Origin of the sequence: Lachnospira multipara LB2003 (assembly GCF_000702205.1) — a bacterium.
In the GTDB taxonomy this organism is placed as follows: Bacteria; Bacillota; Clostridia; order Lachnospirales; family Lachnospiraceae; genus Lachnospira; species Lachnospira multipara_A.
In genome coordinates, this window is the sequence record NZ_JNKW01000001.1 from 366,636 (window position 1) to 392,921 (window position 26,286).

Here is a 26,286-nt window from a genome sequence, read left to right on the forward strand (position 1 = left end):
AATTAATTAGGAGGTGCCATATGTACGCAATTATCGCAACAGGTGGTAAGCAGTATACTGTTTCTGAAGGTGACGTTATTAACGTTGAGAAGCTTTCAGTTAACGCTGGTGATACTGTAACATTTGACCAGGTTCTTTTCGTTAACGACGGTGAAGCTAAGGTTGGTGAACCAACAGTAGCTGGCGCTACAGTTACAGCTTCAGTTATTGAAGAAGGTAAAGAAGCTAAGGTCGTAGTTTACAAGTACAAGAGAAAGACTGGATATCACAAGAAGAATGGTCATAGACAGCCATTCACAAAGGTTAAGATTGAGAAGATCAATGCTTAATTAAGGAGTTATCCATGACTTTGGTAGACTTATACAGAGATAGTAAATCTCATGAAATTGTTGGTTTTAAGGTGGATGGACATGCTGGTTTTGCTGAATATGGGCAAGATATTGTATGTGCTGCTATCTCAGTACTAACAATTAATACGGTAAATTCTATTGAAGAATTTACCCAAGATAAATTCGAATTAAAGACTGATGAAGACGCTGGTCTAATTGAGATTAGGTTATCTTCATTAAGTAATGAATCGAAAGTTTTATTACAGTCATTTGCACTAGGCATTAATTCTATTGCTCAGGGTAATGATGGGTATTTATTGATTAATATCAAGGAGGTGTAATTACTATGATGAATTTGAACCTTCAATTCTTCGCTCATAAAAAGGGTGTTGGTTCTACAAAGAACGGTAGAGATTCAGAATCTAAGAGATTAGGTGCTAAGAGAGCTGATGGTCAGTTTGTTTTAGCTGGTAATATTCTTTACAGACAGCGCGGAACTAAGATTCATCCAGGTGTTAACGTAGGTCGTGGTAACGATGATACATTATTCGCACTTGTTGATGGACGTGTTAAGTTCGAAAGAAAGGGTAGAGATAAGAAGCAGGTTTCTGTTTACCCAGTTGCTGAATAATATTATTCTCATCAAATTAGATGATTATCCTTGGGTTTAATTTTTCCTAAGGAGAAGCGTGAAATTGTGGCTCCAAGTCTTCGGATTTGGAGCTTTTTATTTAATTAGTATTAATTACTTACTATAAGCCAGTTAGCATTATTTGAATGCACATGGAGGTTATATATGTTTTCTGATAGAGTTAGAATCTTCATCAAATCAGGTAAAGGTGGAGATGGACACGTTTCATTTAGACGTGAATTATACGTGCCAGCCGGCGGCCCTGATGGTGGAAATGGTGGCCATGGTGGAGATATTATTTTTCAAGTAGATAAGGGTTTAAATACTCTCGGTGATTTCAGACACAATGCTAAATACGTGGCTGAAAGTGGTCAAGAAGGTGGAAAAAAACGTTGTACTGGAAAGGATGGCGAGAATTTAGTAATCAAAGTTCCAGAAGGTACTGTTATATATGATGATGCATCTGGCAAGGTTATTGCTGATATGTCAGGTGACAATCAATGCGAAACAATTCTTAGAGGTGGTCGCGGTGGTAAAGGTAATATGAATTATGCCACATCTACAATGCAGGCTCCTCAATATGCACAACCAGGTCAAGATGCCCAGGAATTATGGGTTAGACTTGAACTTAAGTGTATTGCAGACGTTGGTTTAGTTGGTTTCCCTAATGTAGGTAAATCTACATTCCTTTCAAGAGTAACTAACGCTAGACCAAAGATTGCCAATTATCACTTTACAACACTTAATCCAAACTTAGGTGTTGTTGATGTAGAAGGTGGTAGAGGTTTTGTTATTGCTGATATCCCAGGTCTTATTGAAGGAGCATCTGAAGGTATTGGTCTTGGACATGAATTCCTTCGCCACATTGAAAGAACTAAGGTTATTATTCATATTGTAGATGCCGCTTCAACTGAAGGACGTGATCCAATAGCTGATATTAAGGCTATAAATAAGGAATTAGAAAACTATAATCCAGATCTTTTAAAACGTCCACAAGTTATTGCAGCTAACAAAATCGATGTAATTTATGATGATGGAGAAACTGATCCAATTCAGGCTCTTAAAGATGAATTCGAACCAGAAGGTATTAAGGTTTATCCAATGTCTGCTGTTACAGGTAAAGGTGTTAAAGAGCTTTTATATGCAGTTAGAGAATTACTTGATAACTTCAAGGATGAACCAGTAATCTTTGAAAGAGAAATCTCTGAAGAAGAAATGTTTGATAATCCTAATGAAAGCTTCGAGGTATACTTCAACGAAGAAGAGAATATGTACATTATTGAAGGACCAAGAATTGATAAGATGCTAGGTTATACTAACCTTGAATCTGAAAAGGGATTTGATTTCTTCCAGAAGTTTATGAAGACTAGTGGTGCTATTGATAAACTAGAAGAATTAGGAATTGAAGAAGGCGCTACTGTTAGAGTCGGCGAATATCTACAATTTGATTATTATAGAGCTTAATTTTAAATATATAGATTAGGAGGAAAGCTTTTTTAAGCTTACATTAATTATGACAAGTAAACAAAGAGCATACTTAAAAAGTCTTGCTATGAATATTGACCCAATTTTCCAATTTGGTAAAAATAGTCTTACTCCTGAAAACACAGCTGCTATTGCAGAAGCATTAGAAAAGCGTGAACTTATTAAAATTCATGTTTTACAAAACTGTGCAGATGATCCTAAGGTTATTGCAGCTATTGTTGCTGAAAGAACTAGATCAGAAGTTGTTCAGGTAATTGGAAAAAAGATTGTTTTATATAAAGAATCTAAGGATCATAAAAATATCGAGCTTCCAAAGGCAAGAAAAGAGGGAAAATAATGGCAAACGGTGTTATAGGAATTATGGGAGGAACCTTTAATCCCATACATCTTGGACATTTAGAATTAATTAAAGCAGCCCATAAGCAATTTGATCTAAACAAGATTCTAGTAATGCCAAGCGGTACACCAGTTTATAAAGATCAATCTTTAATTGTAAGTGCTACACATCGTTGTAATATGGTAGAACTTGCAATTAAAGACTATAATTATATGGAATTATCTACTATTGAAATTGATAGAAAGGGTAATACATATACTGCTGATACACTTAGACAAATTGGCAATGATTATGATAAGATTTATTTTATTATTGGCGCTGATTCTTTATTTGCCATAACTGATTGGTATAAGCCACAATATATTTGTGCTAATTGCCATTTACTATGTGCAAATAGAGGGGAATATGAAATTGAAGAGCTAAATCGTCAGAAGAACCTCTTAGTTTCTAAATACAATGCAAAAATAGATTTTATAAAATGCGAATCAATTCCTATAAGCTCAACAGAAATAAGAAACAGGCTTAAAAACCATGAATCCATAGAAGATATGGTTGGAAAGGATGTTGAGCAGTATATTTTAGATAATAATTTGTATATATAATCTAGATTGGAGTAATTATGGATAATGCATATATAGATGAATTATGTAAAAAAGTACAAGAAGCACTTAAAGACGACTACAATCGCTTTAAGCACTCAATAGGTGTAGCAAATACAGCAGCGTGTCTTGCAATGCGTTATAATTCAAGTATGGAAAGAGCCTATATTGCTGGTTTATTACATGATTGCGCTAAATGCGTCCCAGATGATATTAAAATAGAAGAGTGCAAAAGAGCTAACTTAAGTATTTCTGAAATTGAATACAAAAGCCCTTATTTACTTCATTCTAAACTAGGTGCGCTTTATGCCAAAGAAAAATATAACATAGATGACAAAGAAATATGTTCAGCAATTGAATATCACACAACAGGTAAACCAGATATGTCCATTCTTGAAAAAATCATTTTCATAGCCGACTATATCGAACCTTATAGAAATAAGGCCTGGGACGTTGATATAATTCGTGGTCTTGCATTTGAAGACATTAACGAAGCTGTTTATTTCTGTTTAAAAGACACTCTTGAATACTTAGAAAGCTCAAACAAAGACATAGATGAAATGACAAGTAAAGCATATGCCTACTATGCAAGTAATAGGCTTGAGAATATATAGCTTAATATCTATTCATCAGAAACTACAAGTAAACAAAATATAAGTGAGGTAGAATATGAATTCTAATCCAAAGGAAATGGCTAAAATTGCCTTAGACGCTCTTTTAGATAAAAAGGGTGAAGATGTAAGAGTTATTGATATTAGCGAAGTATCAACTATTGCAGATTTTTTTGTAATTGCAAGCGGCTCAAATATCAATCAGGTTCAAGCATTAGTTGATAATGTAGAAGAACAAATGCATAAAGCCGGATATGTAGATCCAAAAATCGAAGGTCACGGCTCATCAACATGGGTATTAATGGACTATGAAGATATTATAGTTCATGTATTCTCAGAAGAAGATAGAAGTTTCTATAATCTAGAACGTATATGGAAAGATGGAAAAGAAATCGAATTATAACTTGTTGCAATCACAAGTGATTGCAATATAGCCTCATGCCTGCGCGAAGCGCATTTAAATGCATGAGGTTCGAGTATTGTTGCAATTGCGAAGCAATTGCAATGTAGCCTTGCGTAGCCGAAGGCTCTATAATCGCAAGGTTCTAAATTGAAAAATTGTAACAAATTCAAAACATCACAAAAAAATCCCCAGTAAAATCTATTACTGAGGATTTTTTTTGTTAATTGTTGCAATTGCGAAGCAATTGCAATGTAGCCTCATGCCAGTGCGAAGCGCATTTAAATGCATGAGGTTCCAGTAATTGTTGCAATCACAAGTGATTGCAATGTAGCCTTGCGTAGCCGAAGGCACTATAATCGCAAGGTTCCAGATTGAAAAGACTACTTAGTATTACTAAGTAGATAGTATTACACAATACCTATTCTAATAAGACCAATTACCTTACCTAATATTTCACAATCATCTACAATAATTGGATCCATAAAATCATTCTCAGGCTGAAGTCTAATATGACCATTCTCTTTATAAAATCTCTTTACAGTTGCAGAATCGTCAACTAAAGCAACCACAACCTCTCCGTTATTAGCAGTACTTTGCTTTTTAACAATGATCTTATCGCCTTCGTAAATTCCCATATTAATCATACTATCACCTTTAACAGTGAGCATAAATGTCTCTTCATTAGGAAGACACTCCTGTGGAATAGGGAAGTAGTTAGTAATATTCTCAACTGCTAGTAAAGGCTGTCCTGCAGCAACCTGTCCCAATAATGGAACATTAACAACTTCACGACGAACTAAATTAAAATTATCATCAATAATCTCTATAGTTCTTGACTTAGATGGATCTCGTCTAATATAACCATTCTTTTCTAAAGTCTCTAAATGCGCATGAACAGAAGATGTTGATTTTAAATTGACAGCTGCACATATATCACGTACTGAAGGCGGATAACCCTTATTAAGAATCTGGCTTTTAATATATTCAAGTATTTCTTGCTGTTTAGCAGTAATTCTACCGTATGCCATAATAAACCTCCTCAAACAAATTATCGTTAATGTTACAATTAATAAGCAATTGCAATTTAGCCCCGTTTAGCCATAACATAGGCAATAATGTACACGAGGTTTCTTTTATATAAAACAATTTTATCACAATAGCCAAATATTTACAAACAGAAATTCGGAAAAAATGTTCGAAATTTTTGTTCGAAATTTATTGACAAACGACTGTTCGGGTTCTATAATCCAAATTAAGAACAAGTGTTCCTACAGATGTAACTATACATATTACTATGATTCTTTTAATTTAGGAGGGTTTTATGAATACAAGAAGATTTGCAACCAAGAATACTACTAATACTGATAAGAATGGGGTATTAATATTACTATTATGTTTAACACTAGCCTTAAGTATAACTATTGCTATATTCAGCATCAATGCTAAAGCATCTACTAAGCTAAATAAGCCCCTCACTAAATATTACACAAGCATAGAGATAGAATCTAATGACAATCTATGGGACATAGAAACTAAATATAATAATGGATCTGAATCAAAAGACAGCTATATAAAGAACATAAAGCAACTAAACAACTTAAACTCAGATAAAATCTTTAATGGCCACAGTCTAATTGTTTATTATTATGAATAACTTGTTGCAATCACACTTGTGATTGCAATGTAGCCTCATGCCAGCGCGAAGCGCACTTGGATGCATGAGGTTCTCGTATTGTTGCAATCACACTTGTGATTGCAATGTAGCCTTGCGTAGCCGAAGGCACTAATAATCGCAAGGTTCCATAACATAAGCTAAAGCCGCATAATATGGACTTTCTAAGGCTTTTTTGATAAAATTATAGGGTAGATTAAATTATAAAATAAAGAAGGAAATACTATGCAATTTAATGAAATTAAAGAAATCAACAATGATATAATAGAATACTTAAATACTAATAAGATTACAGAAATGACTCCAGTACAAGCTCAGAGTTTTAAACATATTTACAACAATAAAGATATGATAATTTGTTCAAGCACAGGAACAGGAAAGACTTTAGCTTATTTATTACCGATCATTTCAAGATTAGATCCTTCAAATAAGAATATCCAAGCTTTAGTTGTAGTACCTACAGGTGAATTAGCTGCACAGATTAATTCAGTTGCTAATGATTTATTAGAAAAGAATCCAAATCTTAACGCTAATTTTGTCGTTGGAGAAGCTAATATCAAAAGACAGATAGAAACACTTAAAAAGACAAAGCCTAGCATATTAATTGCAACACCTGCAAGACTACAAGAATTAATACATACTAAGAAGATTAAAGTTCACGAGGTAAAGACATTAGTATTAGATGAATCAGATAAACTACTTAATAAGACATTTATAAATACAATTGAAAATATACGTAAATCACTAATGAAAAGGACTCAAGTAATACTTACATCCGCAAGTATTAACAACAAAACAAAAGCTTTTGCTAAAGATAATTGTTTTAATCCAATATATATGGACATTAATTCTAATTTAAACAATGAAAGCCTAATACCTAAAACAATTAAACATTTATATTTCTTTTCAGATAGACGTGAAAGAATCGAGAATTTAAGAAAGATAATCAAAGCTGCAAAGCCTAAAAAATGCATAGTTTTCATTAATTCTAAATACGATTTAGAAGAAAGCTATCAAAAATTACAATATCATAATTACAACGTAGCATGTCTTTCAAGTAAAAATAGCTCAATTGAGAAAAAACATTCAATTGAAGACTTTAAATCAGGTAAAGTAGATATCCTTATTGCAACAGATATTGCAGCTAGAGGCCTTCAAATTGATAATATAGATACAGTAATAAATGTAAATCTACCAGAAGAGAATGAAGAATATATTCACAGAGCAGGTAGATGTGGACGTAATGGAAATCCTGGAACATGCATTTCCATAATAACAGAAAATGAAACTAATAAAATAAAGAACTATCAGAAATCATTTAAGATTAACATGTTAGCTAAAAAATTATATCAGGGAAAGATCGTAGCAAAGTAATTGTTGCAATTACAAAGCATTTGCAACAATTACTTGGAACCTCATGCATTTAAATGCGCTTCGCGCTAGCATGAGGCTACGTTGCAATCACTTGTGATTGCAACAAATACCATAAGCATTTGTCCAAATATTGTATTGTAAAGGATTTTTGCTTATGGTATAATAATATTAAAGAATAACTTCGTTAAACTGGACTTTAGCGAAGTTATAAATAATTGATTAACTAGTCTCACACTGGCATTTAGGAGGATTTATGGCTGCTAATAAGAATTATGTTGAAACAATGAATAATAAATACGCTAAACAACTCAATAATCTTCTTGATGAATTACCAGATTTTTGTGTTGAATACTTTGATAGTTTAGAATTTAATAAACAACCACGTACAAAAATTGCATATGCTCTAGATATAAAGGGATTTTTTGAATATCTAATCGATGATACAAAAAGATTTGCCAACTATAAGCTTAAGGATTTTGTTGTATCTGATTTAGATAAAATAACTGGTCAGGACATAACTAATTATTTAAGATACATTAAATCCTATAATAGACATGGTAAAGACGTTCAAAATTCTGCTTCATCAGCAAAACGTAAATTATGTGCTTTAAGAAGATTCTACAACTACTACTTCCGCTATGAATTTATCAAAACAAATCCAAGCTTAAAAGTAGATATGCCAGTCATTCATGAAAAGCCAATTGTACGTATGGAGCCTAATGAAGTTGCAGAATTTCTCGATAACGTTGAATCAGGCAACAAATTAACTTCTAATCAATTAGCTAAGCATGAAAAACTAAAAACACGAGATCTCGCCCTACTTACACTTATGCTTGGTACTGGTATCCGTGTTTCAGAATGTGTAGGATTAGACATTGACGATGTGGATTTTGACAATGATAGAATCCATATCTATCGAAAAGGTGGCGCCGAAAGTTTCGTTTATTTTGGAGATGAAGTTCGATCTGCTCTTCAGGATTATTTAGTTGAACGTGAGAAAATTGAAGCTAAAGAAGGACATGAGAATGCGCTTTTTCTATCTAATGTAAAGAAACGCTTATGTGTACGCTCCGTTGAATTACTCGTAAAAAAATACTCACGTACTGTAACAACTGTTAAACACATCACACCACATAAATTAAGAAGTACATATGGTACAAATCTCTACCAGGAAAGTGGCGATATCTACTTAGTTGCAGATGTTCTTGGACATAAAGATGTTAATACTACTCGTAAACACTACGCAGACCTAGTAGATGAAAATAAACGTGCAGCAAGAAATCTTGTCAGACTAAGAAAAGAACAAAAATAAACCTTACTATTTTAATGTTTTGCCTACATGAGAAATGTGTGGGAAAGCATATAGTCTTCTAGAATTACGGAATATAGTATCTTAATCTGTGTTTTACCGTAAAGAGCGATTTTGGAAATAATACAAGTAATTTAAGCTTACGGTAAAACACAACAAAACATTATTTTTTTCTGTAAAATTTCCCTTCTAAATTCAAACATGAAAATATACTTTACAGAAAAAGTCCTAAAATAACCTTCTTTTCTGTAACAAAAATAAACATCTAAATAATTAGAAATTTATTACTACGGAAATTCCACAATAATGCGGCAACTATACCGTAGTACAAAGAATTCATTAAAAGATTAGAAGATAGTGATTACGGAAATTCTAGTATTATATGACAATTTTACCGTAATGTTAAAATTCTTGTTCTAAAAAATACCCATGTACATAAGTACATGGGTATTTATTTCCCTTATCTATTTAGTATTACTAAATACTGCAAGTCCACAATTGCAACAGTTACCAGAACCTCATGCATTTAAGTGCGCTTCGCGCGGCATGAGGCTACATTGCAATCACAAGTGATTGCAACAGTTACTGATATATTTGTCTCCATTCCATATCGCCACGTTCAAGAGACTTTATTAATAATTCAGCTGTTGCTAAATTTGTTGCTAATGGAATATTATACATATCGCATAATTCACAAATATTATTAGGATCTGGTTCATGCATAAGCGGACCCTCTACTTCTCTTAAAAATATAACTAAATCCAATTGATTATGTTCAATCTGTGAGCACAATTGTTGATCTCCACCTAAATGTCCTGCCAAAAACTTATGAACCGAAAGGTTAGTAGCCTCCTCTATTAATCTTCCTGTTGTACCTGTAGCAAATAGTTGATTCTTATTTAAAATCCCCTTATATGCTATGCAAAAATTCTGCATAAGCTTTTTTTTGGAATTATGTGCTATTAAACCAATGTTCATATTACTACCTCATCTTTTTATAAATTCTACATAGATATTATACCAATTTTTGAAAGAAATTTCATCCTTTTTTGTGTAATTTTTACAATTATTTCAACTGCTTCGCAGTTGCAACAAGTACTTAGAACCTCATGCATTCAAGTGCGCTTCGCGCCGGCATGAGGCTACATTGCAACTGCATCGCAGTTGCAACAAAAATTAACCCTTAAAATCAGGCGCAAATAAATCTTCATCTCTTTCTACCTTAGTATGTAAACCAACGTTTAATACGATACCCATTGATGTATATAAAGTTATAAGTGAAGTAATACCTGCACTAAAGAATGGCAAAGGAATACCTGTATTAGGCAAAATCCAAGTAACAACACCAATATTAAAGAATGTTTGGAATCCTATGTAGGCTGCAATACCACAACAAATAAGTCGTCCAGCTAAATTCTGAGCTTTCGCTGCCGTAATAAGACATTCCGTAACAATCAGGAATATAAGTAAAATTGTAAATACACTTCCAATAAAGCCTAGTTCTTCACCAATAACTGCAAAAATAAAGTCATTTTGCGCTTCGGCAATGTAACCTGCATTTTTTAGTGAAGTCGAATCATCGTTATTAAGACCCTTACCTGACAACTGACCAGATCCAATGGCCTGAACGGCATAATTTTGCTGATAAGTATCATCTTCACTTACTTCATCTTCTTCATCATCACCTACATCATAGTTACTGTTAATAAATGTCATAATACGGTTTCTTTGATATTTCTTAACAATAACCTGATTTTCATCAAGAATGATATATGCAAGGACAAGAATAATTAATGGAATTGCAATCGCAAGTATTCTACCAATAATTCTATATTCTAGTCCCGCACAATAAATTACCACAACACAAATTAAAAAAGTAAGTAATGTAGTAGATAAATCCGGCTGACTAAGAACAAGCAATAACTGGAAACCTGCAGTAGCAGCTAATACTCCAACAAATTTATAAGTATTAAGTTTTTCCTTATACATTTGAATAAGTTTTGCCAAAACAAGAATCAATATAAGCTTAGTAAATTCCGATGGCTGAATTGTAAATGAGCCAATACCAAGCCATCTCTTAGCACCTTTAGCACTTACACCAACAACCTTTACAGCTAAGAGAAGAATGGTAGAAATTATGTACCATAACCAATAATATTTAATGATCCAATTATAATCTATAAAAGACACTACAATCATAACAACAAAAGACAGAAGCATACCAATGCCCTGTCTTGTTGTATATGATGAATTAGCACTATTCACAACTAAAAGCGAGTAAATACTTGTAATTACAAGTAATGCTACAAGTCTAAAATTATAAGATCTTAGTTGATATTTCTTAAAAAACATTTGCGTACCTCTAATTATTTCAAGAAACTATTCTCTAGAACCGCCTCTCATATCTTTAATAGGAATATTAGCAAATAGTGTTGGAACATTACCCGCATCCCCTTCTAGAGGAGTTGATGTAATCTGAATATCCAATCCATCTGTATCAATATCCATATATTTTGAAATAACTTCAATTATTTCGTTTTTAATTTTTTCCATAGTTTCAGGAGAACAATTAGTTCTATCAGAAACTAATAAAAATTGCAATCTATCTTTTGCTACTTCAGAAGAACCCTTCTTCTTGAATAAATCTAATAAACTCATAATATTCCCTCCCACTAATTTTAATTTTGAAAAATTTTATTTCTTGAATGCAGAAACTAACTTCTTAAAGAAGCCATTCTTGCTGCTTAAATCAAGGAAAGGAACAGAATCACCAAGTATTCTCTTGCAAATATTAAAGTAAGCCTGACCTGAAAGTGAATCATCACCAACAAGTGGCTGTCCCTTATTAGTTGCAACAACTATATTCTCATCATCAGGAACTGCACCGATTAAATTAAGATGAAGAATATCATTAACATCATCAATAGACATCATATCGCCATTCTTAACCATATCTACTCTAATTCTGTTAACAATTAAATCTTCCTTGCCTCTAAGACCATTAGAATCTAAAAGGCCAACAATTCTATCAGCATCACGAATAGCTGATAATTCTGGTGTTGTAACTACTAAAGCTCTATCAGCACCAGCAATGGCATTCTTAAAGCCCTGTTCAATACCGGCAGGACAATCTAAGATAATATAATCGAAATTTTCAGGATCAGACTTAATCTCATCTAAAACCTTAATCATCTGTTCTGGAGTAACAGCATCCTTATCTCTTGTCTGTGCAGTAGGTAAAAGGTAAAGATTAGGACATCTCTTATCACTAATCATAGCCTTACGAACTGGAACAGTACCTTCAGCAACATCTACAAGATTGTAAACGATTCTATTCTCCAAACCAAGAACAACATCAAGGTTTCTTAATCCTGTATCAGTATCAATCATAACAACTTTCTTACCTAATTTTGCAAGACCAGTACCAACATTAGCTGTAGTTGTAGTCTTACCAACACCACCTTTACCAGATGTAACAACAATTACTTCACTCATTCTTTATTTCCTCCCTAAGAAAAAATTATTAAAATAGATTCTATTTATTTCGTATGCCCCTCTGACATCAAAATACCACGTTGTTTAACACATATAATTATGCAAGAAAACAGATGTTTTTTCAAGCATTTTAGTAAAATTAAAATTGAATATCTGATAAAACATCCTGTGAAAATTCTTCAATATAAATGTTATTATCATAAACATAAGCAATCTTAGGTTCAATAACAATGTCTTTCTTAGTTTTTCTGCCTTTTCTAATAGTATCTTCATTATCCTGACTTCTAGCAATAATTTCACCAATTTGGATCTGCATAGGCTTCATTTCTAAAGCATATACAAATGAGCCAGGATTCTCATTGCATCCAGCTGTAATATATCCCTTTAGGGAACCTAAAATCACTACATTATCACCAGCAATAACCTTACCTCCTGGATTAACATCTCCAAGGATTACAGCACTACCTTCAGTTTCAAAAACCTGACCTGATCTTAATGTACCCTTGTAAAAATGACAAGGCTTATCAATTAAATCAAGTCTTGATTGAATGGCATCATCAACTATTTTGCTAATGCCATCTTCAATCATTCTAGAAGACTCGTTATTCTTATTAATTACACAGACAATATTAAAGTCAGAAACTCTGCGTATAACATCAACAAGCTCATTTTCCTGAGCAGAAGTTAAATTACGGCCCTCAAAAGTAATAGCCAAATTAGCCTCTTTGAAGAATTTAGCTGAATCTCTAAATTTTTCTTCAAGTCTTTCTTTTAAATCTTCAAAGGAGCAATTCTTATCCAAAAGGACAGTAATCCCCTTCTTACCACCTTTAATAATTACTGAATTATCCAATGTCTCACCTCATAAAAAATCTTATTAGATTTAAAGTAAACCTAAATTTACCCTTAATCCCCACATTTATTTATTATATTCTAATTTCAAACAAATAACCATAGAAAATTAAATTTTATTCAATTCCGTAGTATGCTTTGTAAATATCAGCTGAAAGAGCTATTGCATTACCTGATGTATAACCATTTTGAATTGTTACAGCTACACAAACCTGTGGATTATCATAAGGAGCATAACTAATCATCTGAGCATGGTCAGGAGAAGTTTTCTTTTCCTGTGCTGTACCAGTCTTAGCAGCTATTTTTAAATTAAGCTTATTAACACCTGAATAAGATGCACCAGCAAGCTGCATACCAGTATGCACTGCATCCCAAATCGAGCTATTAAGCTCAACCTTATTATTCACAGTTGCACTATTATCTCTTATTACATTACCATCAGGATCAGTAATCTTATCAACTAATGTCATATTATAAACAGTACCTGAAGTTGCAAGGGTTGTAACATATCTTGCAAGGTTGAGAGTTGAGTATTTATGAGTACCCTGACCAATAGCTGATGCAATTGAGTCTGTTGATGAAGCCTGAGGTGTACCCTCTTCTATCTCAATACCTGCTGTAGTTGATAAGCCAAGCATATCTGAATAATTTTGTAAAATACTAGTACCATAAGTGCTATTATATGAACCATTTTTCATAGCAAGCTGATATCCAATGTTGTAAAAGAATACGTTACATGAATCTCTAATAGCTTCTGTTACTGATTCTGAACCGTGACCCCAAGTCTGCCAACATTTTGGTGCTGGAGTTACTAAGTCAAAAGAACCGCCACAATAAAATGTTGATGATGTACTTATAAGTCCAGTATTTAAACCAACAATTGATGAAACTAGCTTATAAGTTGAACCAGGAGCTATAAATGACTGTGTTGCTCTATTAAGAAGCGGACTAGCATTATCAGTTACAAGCTGATTGTAATACTTAGAATCAATAGTTCCTGAAAGCTTGTTGTTATCATAACTTGGGTATGAAACTAAAGCTAGGATATTACCTGAATTAGGGTCTGTAACAACTGCAGAACCTGAGCAAGGTTCAAGAGCTAATTCACCAGGTGTAATAACCTTATTGCTTATAACATAAGAAATAAAGTCATAAGCTGACATAGAACCATTTAATAATTCCTGATATCTTGAATTATCAGCATTTGGGTCTAGATAACCCTGTTCATATAATAATAAGCACAAATCATGTCCAGATACTGATCCCTCAGAAATCAAGTATTCATACATTTCCTTGTAGAAGGAAGTATCTGTATCAAGAGCTGAAATAATGTAATTTACTAATACATCATATGATTCCTGAAGAGATGTATATTTTTCATCAGTTAACTTAGACATATCAATCCAGTTCTTAGAAATACCATAAGTTAAGAGCGATTGAAGGCTTACGTTACTATTATCCCCAATCCATCTTGAATAAATATCATCGGATGTATCAACATTATTAGAATTAAATACGCCCTCTGTCTTAAGCATAGTGTAGATGTACCAAATATAACTCTGCTCTTCTTTTGATAAATCACTGTATCCAGTATTTCCTGTTGTTAATTCAGATCTAACCCAATCAAGGACCTGAGCTTTCTTTGACAAAAATGCATTATAAACATTCTTAGCTGTTTCAGTATCTGAATTTGCAATCTGATTTAATGAAATAAGATTATTATCAACAAAAGCATAATAAACCTCATTAGCAGTTACAAAAACATTGCTAACCTCGCCACTTGAATTATATGAATACTTTGTAGTACCTGAAGTTAAATGACTAGAAAGAATTGAAACCAATTCATTTTCAATAGCATCATAGGTAGCCTTTTGTAAATTAACATCAATAGTTAAGTAGACATCATTACCTGCAGTTGCATCTTTTTCAGAAATAACCTGAGTAATTCTACCTACAGTATCAACATAAACAGTTTGAGAGCCCTTAGTACCAGCTAACTCACTTTCAAGAGAAGCCTCAATACCGGACTTACCAATAACGTCATTACTTTCATACTGATCTCCCATTTCTTCAAGTTCAGTTGAAGAAATTGTACCAGTGTAGCCTAAAATCTGTGAAACATACTTGCCATATGTGTATCTTCTAATGTATTTTTCCTCAACCTGGATGCCGACTAATTCATCAGAATTTTCCATAATCGCAGCCATTGTTGCATCAGAAACCTCATTAGCAATTGTAAATGACATATATCTATTATATGAATTAGCAGACATATAACGTCTAAGATTTACAATAACTAATGCATGTTCAACGCTATAATCATCAAGAGAAACTTCGTATTTATCAAGATAATAATCAAATAAATCCTTGGCTGAAACACTCTTTTGTTCATCAGTTAATGCAGCAATACTTGCCACGCCATAAGAATCTCTAATAAAACGAAGAAGTGTTGTACCTTCTACATTATATGAATAAACACCATTTTCATATACAATTGGAAAATCGTTAGTATATTCATCATTGTTTTTCTCAATAATATCAAGAGCCTTATCTATACTTGAATTAATAGACTTATTTTTAGCTGAAACGCTGCTATAAGAACCACTATCACTTATAGTTACAGCATAAGCTAAGTCATTAAAAGCAAGTAAAACACCGTTTTTATCAAAAATTCGACCACGAGTTGCAGTAACACTCATGTCTTTTTGAATAGAACTATTAAGATTTGAAACGTATGAATTACCATTAATAATCTGTAAATTAAATAATCTAGTTATTAGGATGCTAACTAAAATCACAAAAACCAATACAAGAGGAAAAATTCTTGATTTTAGTAAGCTAAGTATATAATCAAATATTTCCTTCATCATAATTCACACCTCTTTTCTTTTTGTTTACAATATTGAGTTTGTCATTAAGATATTCAAGTCCTTTATATAAAATAAAAGTGCAAATGCATGTATATACCACTTCTGGCATAATAATACGAGATATGAAAAATCCTGCATTTAATCTGTTATGTAATAGGAAATTACCAATATAGCCAAGGAAGCCATAAATAAAATCCGATACAAAAACCATAGCAACAGGGATTAAAATTTCGTACTTTTCATACTTTTCGTAGAAAAATCCAGCTATAAAGCCAGCATAAATAAATACTAAAGCACTAAAGCCAAAAAGATTTGTAGAATATAAATCATACATTACCCCTGAAAAAAATCCAACAAACATACCTTCATTTCTACCATTTAAGAAACCAAAAACTACTGGCAAGATAATAAGAAAATTAGGCACAATACCACCAATTGCTATTACTCTTCCAATAGAAACTTGTAAAAGATAAAAAACAAGAATAAGAACAAGTTCAGTTATTTTTCTCTTCATAGATCCACCTCAAAACAAAAATAGGGAAAGGCAAATAAATAAAACCTTCCCCTGGAAATTTAATATTATTTACGTAGTTGTCTTTAAATCAGTAATAATTAATACTTCCTGTAAATTATTAAAATCCACAGCTGGAATTAAATAACCTGATTGTGTTAGATTATTAGAGTCTGGGCTAACCTCTGATGCGTATCCAATAAGTATGCCCTGTAAATATTTATCGCTAATATTAGATGTAACAATCTTGTCACCATCTCTTACAGTTGTACTAGCACTAAAGTGATTTAAATGAACTTTACCTGTATCCATAAGTTCTACATCACCCTCTACCATACAAGTCTGGTTATTATCAATAATCATACCACTTACATAACTCTTATCTTCTACAATGGTTTTTACAATAGAATAATTAGGTCCAACCTCTGTTATAATACCAACTAAACCACCACTTGCTACAACATTCATGTCGACGCTAATACCATCATTAGATCCCTTATCAAGAGTTAATGAAGAATACCAGTTATCAGACGAAATACCAATAACATTAGCACCAACTTTATTATATTGTGAATATTGATTATCAAGAGCATAAAGTTTTCTTAATCTATCTAACTCATAAGTATCTTGTTTAAGTAAATTATTTTCTTCTGTCAAAGCATCAACTTGACTTTGTAATTCTTCATTCTTAGCTAAAACGTCTGAAATTTCCTGCATATTATCGATTTTATCAGAAATCCATAAGCCGATGTTGTTCATACCCTTTTGAAGAGGAACAACAACATAAGAAATAGCTGTTTGAAGTGGTTTCGTCAAAGAATCAGTAAAAAACGAAGTTCCAATAAAGAATAAACATATTACAGTTAAGCCAATAAGAATATATTTTGATGTAAGAAAAGATTCAAGTTTCTTTCTCATATACCTTATTACCTCTCTTTATTATTATTCGAAAGTTCTATCCTGTGGTGTGTAAGGAATCTTAGAAAATTCAGGGTTTGTAACAACTCCCATTAAGCCTCTTACAACACTTTCAGCAGGATTTTCAACAATATTTACATTAAGATTTGTTTCATCTTTAATGAATTTTTCTAAGTTATTAATCATAGATGTACCACCAGTGAAGTAAACACCATCCTTAATAATATCAGCAGCAAGTTCTGGTGGAGTTCTCTCTAGGATAACTTTTATTGAATCCATAATTGAATGAAGGGAATCAATAATAGCCTCATAAATAACATCAGATGAAATCTGAACGCTAACTGGTAATCCAGATAAAATATTACGGCCAAAGCCAGGTGCAAAGCTTTCTTCAATCTTAACAGCACTACCAAGCTGCTTCTTTAAGCTTTCAGCAGTCTTAGAACCAATTACTAAATTATAAGCCTTTCTTACAGCACTAATAATGCATTCATCAAGCTTATTACCACCAATTTTAACAGATTTACTAATAACAATACCGCCAAGGGATAATACTGAAATTTCTGTAGTTTCAGCACCAATGTTAACAACCATAATACCCTTAGACTTAGTAACATCAAGGCCAGCACCAATTGCATCAGCAACAGGCTTATCTACAACATAAACATTCTTAGCCTTAACCTTAGATTCAACAACTAATTCATAAAAAGCTCTCTTCTCTACTTCTGTTACATCAGTAGGTACAGCAATATAAAAATCTGTATTGCCTGGCTTTTTCTCCTTATTCATCTTCTCAAAGAAACTATATAAGAGACTTTGCATATTCTCAATATCAGCAATAACACCAAATTTAACTGGGAAAGAAACCTCAATATTTTCTGGTGTCTTCTCATACATATCGTATGCTTCATCACCAAAAGCTAATAATTCGTTCTTATTAGCAATAGCGATGATATTCTTCTCATTAAGGATTTCATTATCCTTAGTGCACATTTTAAAATTACTTGTTCCAATATCAATTCCGTATACGTTAGACATAAATTTCCTTTCTTTTTGGCATTCGCCCAATAACTTTATTTCAAAACAATCCCTTTTCTCTAAGACTTACATAAAGTTTATCTCCAATAATAATATGATCAACCAAATTGATGCCAATTAATTTACCTGCTTCATAAACTTCCCTAGTAACCTTAATATCAGCACTACTAGGTGTTGGATCACCGCTAGGATGATTATGTACAAGAATAATCATAACAGCATCAGATTTTAAGGCATTAATAAAAACATCCCTAACACTAATTAAAGAACTATTAAAAGTTCCAATTGTAAGTGTTAAATCCTTAATAAAATTGCATTTGCTATCTAATAAGACAAGTTTTAAATGTTCTTGCTTTAAATGCCTTAAATCCTCCATATAATAACTAGCCACAAGATCAGCTTTCTTAAAATTAATCTTTTTAAAAGCTCTTGATTTAGCAAATCTTTTGGATAATTCAATAATGCACCTAATTTGAATAGCCTTAGCCATTCCAATGCCTTTTATCTTAGATAAATCCTCAAAACTTAGATTAGCTAAATCACCAATCCCATTACTACCAGCTTTTTTTAGAATGCTTTCTGATAAGTCCAGAACACCAATTCCAGAAACGCCGGTATGAATAATAGCAGCTAAAAGTTCTACATCCGTTAAAGATGATACTCCATATTTAACAGCCTTCTCACGTGGCATTAAATTATATGGATCATTATTTTTCTTATTCATATTTAATTAAGAGATAACCCCCAATTAAATTACCTTAAAGACTACGATTGAAAGTATAATGCCAATAATACTAGCAACAGTTAATTTAATCTGAAAAGCAATTGTAAGCACAATTACTCCAAGATCAAATGTAGTTATATCACCGTCTACAGTTCCAATTGTCTGACCGTAGCTAAGCCAAGAAATTCCCGATACACCTCTTGCAGCTTCTCCAATTAAACCGCCAAGAACAATTCCGATTATAATAAACAGTAATAATAACCATCCGTTTTTATATTTAGCCATAAAGCCCCCCTCTTATGCTCTCTATGATTAAAAATCAAAAAAAATTATAACACATTCTTTATAATTGTGAAATAAAATTAAAACATAAATTAGTAAGACTTTAATTTATTGCTCGTTAACTGTTGCAATTACCTTGTAATTGCAATGCAGCCTCATGCTAGCGCGTAGCGCCTTTTAATGCATGAGGTTCAAATTAAATGTTAAATAATCCGGCCTTATACATTTCGTTGGCACTCATAATAATACCTAATTTTGCATGATACCAAGTTAAGCCACCTTGGAAAAATACAAGATAAGGTTCTTTAACTGGACCATCAGCACTAAGCTCAATAGATGAACCCTGTACAAAAGCGCCTGCAGCCATTATAACATCTGAATCATAACCTGGCATAGCCCATGGTTCAGGAGTTAAAAAGCTGTCAACTGGTGCTGCCATCTGAATACCCTTACAAAATGCAAGTAAACCCTCTTTAGAGCCAAGTTCCACATTCTGAATAATATCAAAACGGTCTTCACTAGCATTAGGTCTACATTTAAATCCAGCTTTTTCATAAACATTAGCAGCAAAAATTGCTCCCTTAAGAGCCGATGCTACTACTGTTGGTGCAAGGAATAATCCCTGATAAAAACTCTGATTTAGAGTAAGGCTTGCTCCAACTTCTTTACCAAGGCCAGGAGAAGTTAAGCGATATGCACACCTTTCAATGCAATCCTTTCTACCAACAATGTAACCACCACAAGGAGCAAGTCCACCACCTGGATTCTTAATTAAAGAACCAACGCACATATCAGCTCCCACTTCAGTAGGTTCAATAGTCTCCACAAATTCACCATAACAATTATCAACCATACAAATAACTTCTGGCTTAATAGACTTAATAAACTTAATTAATTCTCCAATTTGCTCAACTGATAAAGTAGGTCTTGTTGCATAGCCCTTAGATCTTTGAATAGTTACAAGCTTAGTCTTATCATTAATTGCAGCTTTAATTCCATCAAAATCAAAGCTACCATCTTCTAATAAATCAACCTGTCTGTAGGAAATACCATATTCAGCTAAACTACCAACAGATTCTCTAATACCAATGATTTCATCCATAGTATCATATGGCTTGCCAACAGGTGATAAAAGTTCATCCCCTGGGCGAAGCTGCGCAGCAAGTGCCACATTTAATGCATGAGTACCGCAAGTAATCTGTGGACGAACAAGGGCATCCTCAGCCTTAAAAATATCTGCATAGATCTCTTCTAAGCTATCTCTACCTAAATCATTGTAACCGTAACCAGTTGTTCCATTTAGATGAGCTTCTGAAACCTTTGCTTTTTGCATAGCACTAATAACCTTAAGCTGGTTAAATTCTGCAATTTTATCAATCTTTAAAAAACGTTCTTTTAAACCAGCTTCAACGCTTTCGCAAAAATCATAAACCTTAGGATCAATATTAAATCCATTACAATATGCTTCTTTCACTATATGCCTCCAAAAATTTGCCTTTTACTTAATTCAAGTTTGAAATAATCTATAATCTTATCAAAATCATAATTGTATTGGCTTATATCCACCCAAATACAATCCTTCTCACGTCTAAACCAGGTAAGCTGCCTTTTAGCAAATCTTCTAGTATCTCGCTTAATAATCTCTTTAGCCATATCAAGAGAAATCTCGCCATTAAAATAGTCAAGAATTTCCTTATAGCCAATCCCCTGCATAGACACAAGGTCTTTTCATAAAGTTTATTTCTATATTCGTTGTTATCATCCTCTGTCTTAGTAAATTCAATATCATATAAAACTGCCTGTACATAAAAGCCTGTACCACCAACAATTATAGGAATCTTTCCTTCACGTCTAATTTCTTCAATAGCTTTTTTTGCCATATCCTTAAAAATCATAACGTTGAATTCATCAGTAGGCTCAAGGCAGTCAATTAAATAATGCTTAACTCCATCCATTTCTTCTTTAGTGATTTTGGCAGTACCAATATCCATACCTCTATAAACCTGCATAGAATCAGCACTTATAATAGAACCATTAATAGCCTTTGCAAGACTAATAGAAGTCTTTGTCTTACCAACAGCTGTAGGTCCTGAAATAATCACTAAAGGTTCTTTATTGTCCAAATTATTCATAAAGCTCCTTATTAATTTACTATTCTTTTAAATTTTCTTTCTATGTCGTATTTTGTCATAACAATAAGTGTAGGTCTGCCATGAGGACAATTATAAGGATTATCAAGAGTCATTAACTCATCCATTAAATTGCTTATTTCCTCCATTGACAACTTGTTATTACCCTTTACTGCAGCCTTACAAGACATTGTAGCAACTCGATCAGTAAAAATTTCTGCATCTCCTGCCTTATAATCCTCGCTTAAAGAACCAAGGATTTCAACTAATAATGCCTTATAATCAAGGCTTGGAAGGCCTGCAGGAATGGCAGTAACCTTATATTCATTACCACCAAAACTTTCAATTTCATAACCTAGAGAGGTAAATCTTTCCATGTTATTATTTAGAAGATTTTCTTCCCTAGGATTAAGAGTCAAGATAATAGGTGGCATAATCATCTGAGATGACATACGACCTTCTCTAATATTTTTCATGAATCTTTCATAGAGCACCTTTTCATGGGCAGCATGTTGATCCATCATATAGAACTTATCTCCTAATTCAAAAAGCCAATAGGTTTCAAAAAGCTGACCTAAAATTCTATATTTTATTTTATTTTCTTTAGAAATTAATTTATCATCAAACATAGAAATCTGAGACATGATCTTTTTGTCTTCTTTTTTCACAGCCTCATATTCACTTATATCTTCCTTAATAAGTTCATTACTTCGTTTAATTTCAAAAGGTTCAGGAAGACGTGTAGTTGAAGACTTTACATCTGACCTTGACTCAGTTTTTAGCTCAGGCTTTATATCAGGCCTAGTTTCTAAACTTTCTTTAGCTTCAAGTCTTGACTCTGGCTTAACTTCAGGCCTAGCTTCTAAGCTTTCTTTAGCTTCAGGTCTTGGCTCAGGCTTAACTTCAAGCCTTGGCTCAGGTTTTAGCTCCTTTATCGCTTTTGTATCTGTATCAAGGCTTACACGTGCCACAAGCTCCTTATCCTTTAAACACGAAAGCACGCTTGTGTACACAAAATTATAAATATATTCATTATTAGAAAAACGTAATTCCATCTTAGACGGATGAACATTTACGTCAATAATTTCCGGATTAATAGTAAAGTGTATGGCTGTAAAAGGATAATTTTTAGGCATAACAAAGCCCTTATAGGCATCCTCAATAGCCTTATTAATAATATTACTCTTTATATATCTGCCATTAATATAATAATTCTCGTATGTTCTATTACCCCTACAAATAAAAGGCTTGCAAATATAGCCCTTCATTACAACGTCCTGACCCTTATTATTAATTTCATAAAGATTTTGTGTTACTTCTCTTCCATATACATTATAAATAATGTCCTTAAGATTAGTATTTCCCGATGTATGAAGCTTATTTTGATTATTATTAATAAATCTAAAGGAAATATCTGGATGAGAAAGGGCCAAATACTGCATCAGAGAGCTTATATAGCCTCCTTCAGTATTAGGACTTTTTAAAAATTTTCGTCTAACAGGTGTATTGTAAAAAAGATTTCTTACCACAATTGTTGTACCATCAGGAGCTCCAACCTCCTCAAGGCTAACTTCCTTGCCACCTTCAATAACATATCTATAAGCACTAATTGTGTCCTTAGTCTTAGTTATAAGTTCAACCTGAGCAATCGCTGCAATACTAGCAAGGGCTTCACCTCTAAAGCCAAGACTTGAAACATTAAGTAAATCCTCTATGGACTTAATTTTACTTGTTGCATGTCTTAAAAAAGCAGTTGGAATCTCCTCTCCATTAATACCACTACCATTGTCAGTAACTCTAATAAAAGAAATTCCACCCTCTTTAATCTCAACTGTAATTGCACTAGCCCCAGCATCAATAGCATTTTCAACCAATTCCTTAACAACTGACTGAGGTCTATCAACAACCTCACCAGCTGCAATTTGGTTAATTGTACTTTGATCAAGCATTTTAATTGCCATAAATTACCTCCCAGCTTTTATCCAAAAATCTGATCCATCCAAATACAAAGTATCTGGATAGATCAGTTTCTATTACCATCTATTTTTTAGTTTTCCCTGTAATTTATAAAGCTCATTTAAGGCGTCAATAGGCGTCATATTACTAATATCAAGCTCTCGTAAGTGGGCTAGAATATCATCATCAGGAAGGGCATCAAAAAGAGTCATTTGACGAACATCTAAGTCATTAACATTTTTATATTCATCATTAATTTTTTGACTTTTCTTTGAATACTGAGCGATATCCTTAGCTTTCATTTGAATGTCAGCATTGCTTAATTCATCAACTAATTCCTTAGCTCTATCAAGTACAGATTCTGGCACACCAGCAAGTTTAGCAACCTGAATACCATAACTTTTATCTGCACCACCCTTAACGATTTTTCTTAAGAATACAATGTCATCGCCCTTCTCCTTAACAGCAATACATAGATTCTTGACACCTGATAAACTACCCTCTAATTCTGTAAGCTCATGATAATGAGTAGCAAAAAGAGTCTTAGCACCTAAAATCTTTGTATTTGCAATGTGTTCAACCACTGCCCAAGCAATACTTAAGCCATCAAAAGTAGATGTACCACGTCCAATTTCATCTAAAATAATTAGAGAATTCTTAGTGGCATTTCTTAAGATATTAGCAACTTCTGTCATTTCCACCATAAATGTAGACTGACCAGAAGCTAGGTCATCTGATGCTCCTACCCTTGTAAAAATTCTATCCACAAGACAAATATTAGCGGAACTTGCAGGAACAAAAGAACCAGTTTGTGCAAGTAAACAAATAAGTGCAGTCTGTCTCATATATGTTGACTTACCAGCCATATTAGGTCCAGTTATAATTGCAACTCTATTAGAATTATTATCAAGATATGTGTCATTACAAATAAACATATCACTTGAAATCATCTTCTCCACAACAGGATGACGACCTTCTTTAATATCAATAATTCCCTTTTCATTAATCTTAGGTCTAACATAATTATTATTCTGACTAACAAGAGATAAAGATGTAAATACATCAATCATAGCTATAGCTCTTGCAGTCTTTTGAATTCTAATTACTTCCTTAGAAATTGTTTCTCTAACTTCCACAAATAAATCGTATTCTAATGAATAAAGCTTATCTTCTGCACCAAGAATCATATCCTCAAGCTTTTTTAATTCATCAGTTGTATAACGTTCTGCATTAGTTAAAGTCTGCTTTCTTACCCAATCCTTTGGAACAAGTTCCTTAAATGAATTAGTAACTTCAAGATAATAACCAAAAACCTTGTTATATTTAATGCGAAGATTCTTAATTCCTGTAGCTTCTCTTTCTCTTTCTTCAATGGCAGCTAACATATCTTTTCCATTAATTTTTGCATTTTTTAATTCATCTACGTCACTCGAATAACCGTCTTTAATTAAACCGCCATCGCGCATTGCAATTGGTGGATCATCAATAATTGCCTTATCTATAAGTGTGAATAAATCAGACAAATCATCTAAGTCTTCATAATACTCTTTGAATAAATCGGACTTAAAATTAGAAATTATTCTCTTAATGTATGGCAGCATCTCTAAAGAATTCTTAAAAGCAATTAAATCCCTAGGATTAGCACTTTTACAGCTAATCTTAGTCATAATTCTTTCTAAATCGTATACAGAATTTAGATATTCTCTTAATTCCTCTCTATCAATTGCATTATTATTAAGTTCCTCTATTACATCCTGTCTTTTTAAGATTTCCTCTTTATTAATTAATGGCTGCTCAATTAATAATCTTAAAGATCTAGCACCCATTGCAGTCTTTGTCTTATCTAAAACCCAAAGAAGCGAGCCCTTTTTTTGCTTCTCCCTCATAGTCTCAACTAATTCAAGATTTCTTCTTGAAGAGCTATCAATAAGCATATACTTGTTATTAGTATATGTATGAAGATTTGTTATATGTGAAAGCTCTGTCTTTTGAGTTGTTTTTAAATAAACAAGTAATGAACCTGCAGCATTAATTCCAACAGTTAAATCCATAAGTCCAAGGCCTGCTAGGTCTGATACATGAAAATGTTCATAAAGATATCTCTTTACAATATCATCATCAAAATACCAATTATCAAGAGTTGATACTGCTATTCCTAATTTTTCACATAGCGGATTAATATCAATTCCTGACATAAGGAAATATTCATTAAGAATAATTTCTGATGGAACAAATTTGTTAATTTCATCAATAAGTGCAGCCTTAGAATTTAATTCTGTTACGAAATATTCTCCTGTTGAATAATCAACAAAGGAAACACCTAATTTGTCTCCAAGGTAAAAAATACTCATTGTATAATGATTCTTAGTTTCATCAAGATTGTTTGAATCAATATTAGTACCTGGAGTTACCACTCTTATTACTTCTCTTTTTACAAGACCCTTAGCCTTCTTTGGATCTTCCACCTGTTCACCAATGGCAACCTTATGTCCATTGGCAACAAGCTTATCAATATAAGTTTCAGCAGCATGGAAAGGAATACCACACATAGGTGCTCTTTCTTCCTGGCCGCAGTCCTTTCCAGTTAAAGTTAGATCAAGTTCCTTAGATACTAATATAGCATCATCAAAAAACATCTCATAAAAGTCACCTAATCTGTAAAAAAGAATGCAGTCCTTATATTCTTCCTTTGTTTTTAGGTATTGCTGCATCATTGGTGAAAATTCAGCCATTATCCTTTTGCCTCCCTTACTTGAACCTT

General features: G+C 32.8%; 26 protein-coding genes and 1 pseudogene. 11 read left to right on the forward strand and 16 right to left on the reverse strand.

Annotation, left to right across the window (positions count from 1 at the left end):
* Positions 1–20: 20 nt before the first annotated feature.
* The 8 genes from rplU to rsfS all read left to right on the forward strand — a co-directional run bounded on the left by rplU (position 21) and on the right by rsfS (position 4,395).
* Positions 21–329, forward strand: coding sequence for a 50S ribosomal protein L21 (gene rplU, locus T537_RS0101705; protein WP_031555912.1), 309 nt, complete (start codon positions 21–23; stop codon positions 327–329).
* 14 nt (positions 330–343) lie between these two features.
* A complete protein-coding gene (locus T537_RS0101710; RefSeq protein ID WP_027437493.1) occupies positions 344–670 on the forward strand; it encodes a ribosomal-processing cysteine protease Prp in 327 nt (108 codons plus the stop codon).
* Positions 671–675: 5 nt separating this feature from the next.
* Positions 676–960, forward strand: a complete 285-nt coding sequence (rpmA, locus tag T537_RS0101715) for a 50S ribosomal protein L27 (protein WP_027437492.1) — start codon at positions 676–678, stop codon at positions 958–960.
* A gap of 165 nt (positions 961–1,125) precedes the next feature.
* On the forward strand, positions 1,126–2,424 hold the full coding sequence (gene obgE / locus T537_RS0101720; protein ID WP_031555914.1) for a GTPase ObgE: 1,299 nt from the start codon (positions 1,126–1,128) through the stop codon (positions 2,422–2,424).
* A gap of 49 nt (positions 2,425–2,473) precedes the next feature.
* Positions 2,474–2,782 carry a ribosome assembly RNA-binding protein YhbY gene (gene yhbY, locus T537_RS0101725; protein ID WP_031555917.1) on the forward strand — a complete coding sequence of 103 codons (309 nt, stop codon included), beginning with the start codon at positions 2,474–2,476 and terminating at the stop codon, positions 2,780–2,782.
* Positions 2,782–3,384 carry a nicotinate-nucleotide adenylyltransferase gene (nadD, locus tag T537_RS0101730; RefSeq protein WP_027437489.1) on the forward strand — a complete coding sequence of 201 codons (603 nt, stop codon included), beginning with the start codon at positions 2,782–2,784 and terminating at the stop codon, positions 3,382–3,384. Before yhbY ends, nadD begins: the two co-directional genes overlap by 1 nt.
* A 17-nt stretch (positions 3,385–3,401) precedes the next feature.
* On the forward strand, positions 3,402–3,995 hold the full coding sequence (gene yqeK / locus T537_RS0101735; RefSeq protein WP_027437488.1) for a bis(5'-nucleosyl)-tetraphosphatase (symmetrical) YqeK: 594 nt from the start codon (positions 3,402–3,404) through the stop codon (positions 3,993–3,995).
* 55 nt (positions 3,996–4,050) lie between these two features.
* A complete protein-coding gene (gene rsfS, locus T537_RS0101740; protein ID WP_027437487.1) occupies positions 4,051–4,395 on the forward strand; it encodes a ribosome silencing factor in 345 nt (114 codons plus the stop codon).
* A gap of 407 nt (positions 4,396–4,802) precedes the next feature.
* On the opposite strand, the gene lexA is transcribed toward rsfS, so the two are convergent.
* The gene (gene lexA, locus T537_RS0101745; RefSeq protein WP_027437486.1) at positions 4,803–5,423 is read right to left on the reverse strand and encodes a transcriptional repressor LexA; all 621 of its coding nucleotides are present in this window, start codon (positions 5,421–5,423) and stop codon (positions 4,803–4,805) included.
* Between the two features lie 293 nt (positions 5,424–5,716).
* Between lexA and T537_RS0101750 the strand changes: the two genes are divergently transcribed.
* The 3 genes from T537_RS0101750 to T537_RS0101760 all read left to right on the forward strand — a co-directional run bounded on the left by T537_RS0101750 (position 5,717) and on the right by T537_RS0101760 (position 8,753).
* Positions 5,717–6,049, forward strand: coding sequence for a LysM peptidoglycan-binding domain-containing protein (locus T537_RS0101750; RefSeq protein ID WP_051637129.1), 333 nt, complete (start codon positions 5,717–5,719; stop codon positions 6,047–6,049).
* A gap of 243 nt (positions 6,050–6,292) precedes the next feature.
* A complete protein-coding gene (locus T537_RS0101755; protein WP_027437485.1) occupies positions 6,293–7,441 on the forward strand; it encodes a DEAD/DEAH box helicase in 1,149 nt (382 codons plus the stop codon).
* 253 nt (positions 7,442–7,694) lie between these two features.
* Entirely contained in the window at positions 7,695–8,753 is a 1,059-nt protein-coding gene (locus T537_RS0101760) for a tyrosine-type recombinase/integrase (protein ID WP_027437484.1), read from the forward strand.
* Between the two features lie 579 nt (positions 8,754–9,332).
* Here the strand turns inward: T537_RS0101760 and T537_RS0101765 are convergent.
* From T537_RS0101765 to mutS, 15 genes and pseudogenes are all read right to left on the reverse strand, one after another.
* Entirely contained in the window at positions 9,333–9,728 is a 396-nt protein-coding gene (locus tag T537_RS0101765) for a methylglyoxal synthase (RefSeq protein ID WP_027430767.1), read from the reverse strand.
* Positions 9,729–9,926: 198 nt separating this feature from the next.
* On the reverse strand, positions 9,927–11,102 hold the full coding sequence (locus tag T537_RS0101770; protein ID WP_031555920.1) for an FtsW/RodA/SpoVE family cell cycle protein: 1,176 nt from the start codon (positions 11,100–11,102) through the stop codon (positions 9,927–9,929).
* Between the two features lie 27 nt (positions 11,103–11,129).
* Positions 11,130–11,408 (reverse strand): cell division topological specificity factor MinE, encoded by a 279-nt coding sequence (gene minE / locus T537_RS0101775; protein ID WP_027437483.1) that lies wholly within the window; start codon positions 11,406–11,408, stop codon positions 11,130–11,132.
* Between the two features lie 36 nt (positions 11,409–11,444).
* Positions 11,445–12,245: a septum site-determining protein MinD gene (minD, locus tag T537_RS0101780; protein ID WP_027437482.1), complete on the reverse strand. Its 801-nt coding sequence runs from the start codon at positions 12,243–12,245 to the stop codon at positions 11,445–11,447.
* 139 nt (positions 12,246–12,384) lie between these two features.
* Positions 12,385–13,098, reverse strand: a complete 714-nt coding sequence (gene minC / locus T537_RS0101785) for a septum site-determining protein MinC (RefSeq protein WP_027437481.1) — start codon at positions 13,096–13,098, stop codon at positions 12,385–12,387.
* A gap of 115 nt (positions 13,099–13,213) precedes the next feature.
* On the reverse strand, positions 13,214–15,967 hold the full coding sequence (locus T537_RS0101790; RefSeq protein WP_031555921.1) for a penicillin-binding transpeptidase domain-containing protein: 2,754 nt from the start codon (positions 15,965–15,967) through the stop codon (positions 13,214–13,216).
* Complete coding sequence (mreD, locus tag T537_RS0101795) at positions 15,948–16,481, reverse strand: rod shape-determining protein MreD (RefSeq protein ID WP_031555923.1); 534 nt, start codon at positions 16,479–16,481, stop codon at positions 15,948–15,950. Before mreD ends, T537_RS0101790 begins: the two co-directional genes overlap by 20 nt.
* 69 nt (positions 16,482–16,550) lie before the next feature.
* Positions 16,551–17,396 (reverse strand): rod shape-determining protein MreC, encoded by an 846-nt coding sequence (gene mreC, locus T537_RS0101800; RefSeq protein WP_027437478.1) that lies wholly within the window; start codon positions 17,394–17,396, stop codon positions 16,551–16,553.
* A gap of 24 nt (positions 17,397–17,420) precedes the next feature.
* Positions 17,421–18,434, reverse strand: a complete 1,014-nt coding sequence (locus T537_RS0101805; protein WP_027437477.1) for a rod shape-determining protein — start codon at positions 18,432–18,434, stop codon at positions 17,421–17,423.
* Between the two features lie 40 nt (positions 18,435–18,474).
* Complete coding sequence (radC, locus tag T537_RS0101810; protein WP_027437476.1) at positions 18,475–19,158, reverse strand: RadC family protein; 684 nt, start codon at positions 19,156–19,158, stop codon at positions 18,475–18,477.
* A gap of 24 nt (positions 19,159–19,182) precedes the next feature.
* Complete coding sequence (locus tag T537_RS0101815) at positions 19,183–19,443, reverse strand: DUF4321 domain-containing protein (protein ID WP_027437475.1); 261 nt, start codon at positions 19,441–19,443, stop codon at positions 19,183–19,185.
* Between the two features lie 193 nt (positions 19,444–19,636).
* Positions 19,637–20,914, reverse strand: coding sequence for a methionine gamma-lyase family protein (locus T537_RS0101820; RefSeq protein ID WP_027437474.1), 1,278 nt, complete (start codon positions 20,912–20,914; stop codon positions 19,637–19,639).
* A pseudogene (gene miaA / locus T537_RS11905) lies at positions 20,914–21,572 on the reverse strand (tRNA (adenosine(37)-N6)-dimethylallyltransferase MiaA). The gene T537_RS0101820 and the pseudogene miaA overlap by 1 nt, the downstream one beginning before the upstream one ends.
* Positions 21,573–21,583: 11 nt before the next feature.
* Positions 21,584–23,530 carry a DNA mismatch repair endonuclease MutL gene (gene mutL, locus T537_RS0101830; protein ID WP_031555926.1) on the reverse strand — a complete coding sequence of 649 codons (1,947 nt, stop codon included), beginning with the start codon at positions 23,528–23,530 and terminating at the stop codon, positions 21,584–21,586.
* A 72-nt stretch (positions 23,531–23,602) separates the two neighbouring features.
* The gene (gene mutS, locus T537_RS0101835) at positions 23,603–26,257 is read right to left on the reverse strand and encodes a DNA mismatch repair protein MutS (protein ID WP_031555928.1); all 2,655 of its coding nucleotides are present in this window, start codon (positions 26,255–26,257) and stop codon (positions 23,603–23,605) included.
* Between the last annotated feature and the right edge of the window lie 29 nt (positions 26,258–26,286).

Coding starts and splice junctions, on each gene's coding strand:
- rplU (WP_031555912.1), top strand. CDS start 21: ATGTACGCAATTATCGCAACAGGTGGTAAGCAGTATACTGTTTCTGAA.
- T537_RS0101710 (WP_027437493.1), top strand. CDS start 344: ATGACTTTGGTAGACTTATACAGAGATAGTAAATCTCATGAAATTGTT.
- rpmA (WP_027437492.1), top strand. CDS start 676: ATGATGAATTTGAACCTTCAATTCTTCGCTCATAAAAAGGGTGTTGGT.
- obgE (WP_031555914.1), top strand. CDS start 1,126: ATGTTTTCTGATAGAGTTAGAATCTTCATCAAATCAGGTAAAGGTGGA.
- yhbY (WP_031555917.1), top strand. CDS start 2,474: ATGACAAGTAAACAAAGAGCATACTTAAAAAGTCTTGCTATGAATATT.
- nadD (WP_027437489.1), top strand. CDS start 2,782: ATGGCAAACGGTGTTATAGGAATTATGGGAGGAACCTTTAATCCCATA.
- yqeK (WP_027437488.1), top strand. CDS start 3,402: ATGGATAATGCATATATAGATGAATTATGTAAAAAAGTACAAGAAGCA.
- rsfS (WP_027437487.1), top strand. CDS start 4,051: ATGAATTCTAATCCAAAGGAAATGGCTAAAATTGCCTTAGACGCTCTT.
- lexA (WP_027437486.1), bottom strand. CDS start 5,423: ATGGCATACGGTAGAATTACTGCTAAACAGCAAGAAATACTTGAATAT.
- T537_RS0101750 (WP_051637129.1), top strand. CDS start 5,717: ATGAATACAAGAAGATTTGCAACCAAGAATACTACTAATACTGATAAG.
- T537_RS0101755 (WP_027437485.1), top strand. CDS start 6,293: ATGCAATTTAATGAAATTAAAGAAATCAACAATGATATAATAGAATAC.
- T537_RS0101760 (WP_027437484.1), top strand. CDS start 7,695: ATGGCTGCTAATAAGAATTATGTTGAAACAATGAATAATAAATACGCT.
- T537_RS0101765 (WP_027430767.1), bottom strand. CDS start 9,728: ATGAACATTGGTTTAATAGCACATAATTCCAAAAAAAAGCTTATGCAG.
- T537_RS0101770 (WP_031555920.1), bottom strand. CDS start 11,102: ATGTTTTTTAAGAAATATCAACTAAGATCTTATAATTTTAGACTTGTA.
- minE (WP_027437483.1), bottom strand. CDS start 11,408: ATGAGTTTATTAGATTTATTCAAGAAGAAGGGTTCTTCTGAAGTAGCA.
- minD (WP_027437482.1), bottom strand. CDS start 12,245: ATGAGTGAAGTAATTGTTGTTACATCTGGTAAAGGTGGTGTTGGTAAG.
- T537_RS0101790 (WP_031555921.1), bottom strand. CDS start 15,967: ATGATGAAGGAAATATTTGATTATATACTTAGCTTACTAAAATCAAGA.
- mreD (WP_031555923.1), bottom strand. CDS start 16,481: ATGAAGAGAAAAATAACTGAACTTGTTCTTATTCTTGTTTTTTATCTT.
- mreC (WP_027437478.1), bottom strand. CDS start 17,396: ATGAGAAAGAAACTTGAATCTTTTCTTACATCAAAATATATTCTTATT.
- T537_RS0101805 (WP_027437477.1), bottom strand. CDS start 18,434: ATGTCTAACGTATACGGAATTGATATTGGAACAAGTAATTTTAAAATG.
- radC (WP_027437476.1), bottom strand. CDS start 19,158: ATGAATAAGAAAAATAATGATCCATATAATTTAATGCCACGTGAGAAG.
- T537_RS0101815 (WP_027437475.1), bottom strand. CDS start 19,443: ATGGCTAAATATAAAAACGGATGGTTATTATTACTGTTTATTATAATC.
- mutL (WP_031555926.1), bottom strand. CDS start 23,530: ATGGCAATTAAAATGCTTGATCAAAGTACAATTAACCAAATTGCAGCT.
- mutS (WP_031555928.1), bottom strand. CDS start 26,257: ATGGCTGAATTTTCACCAATGATGCAGCAATACCTAAAAACAAAGGAA.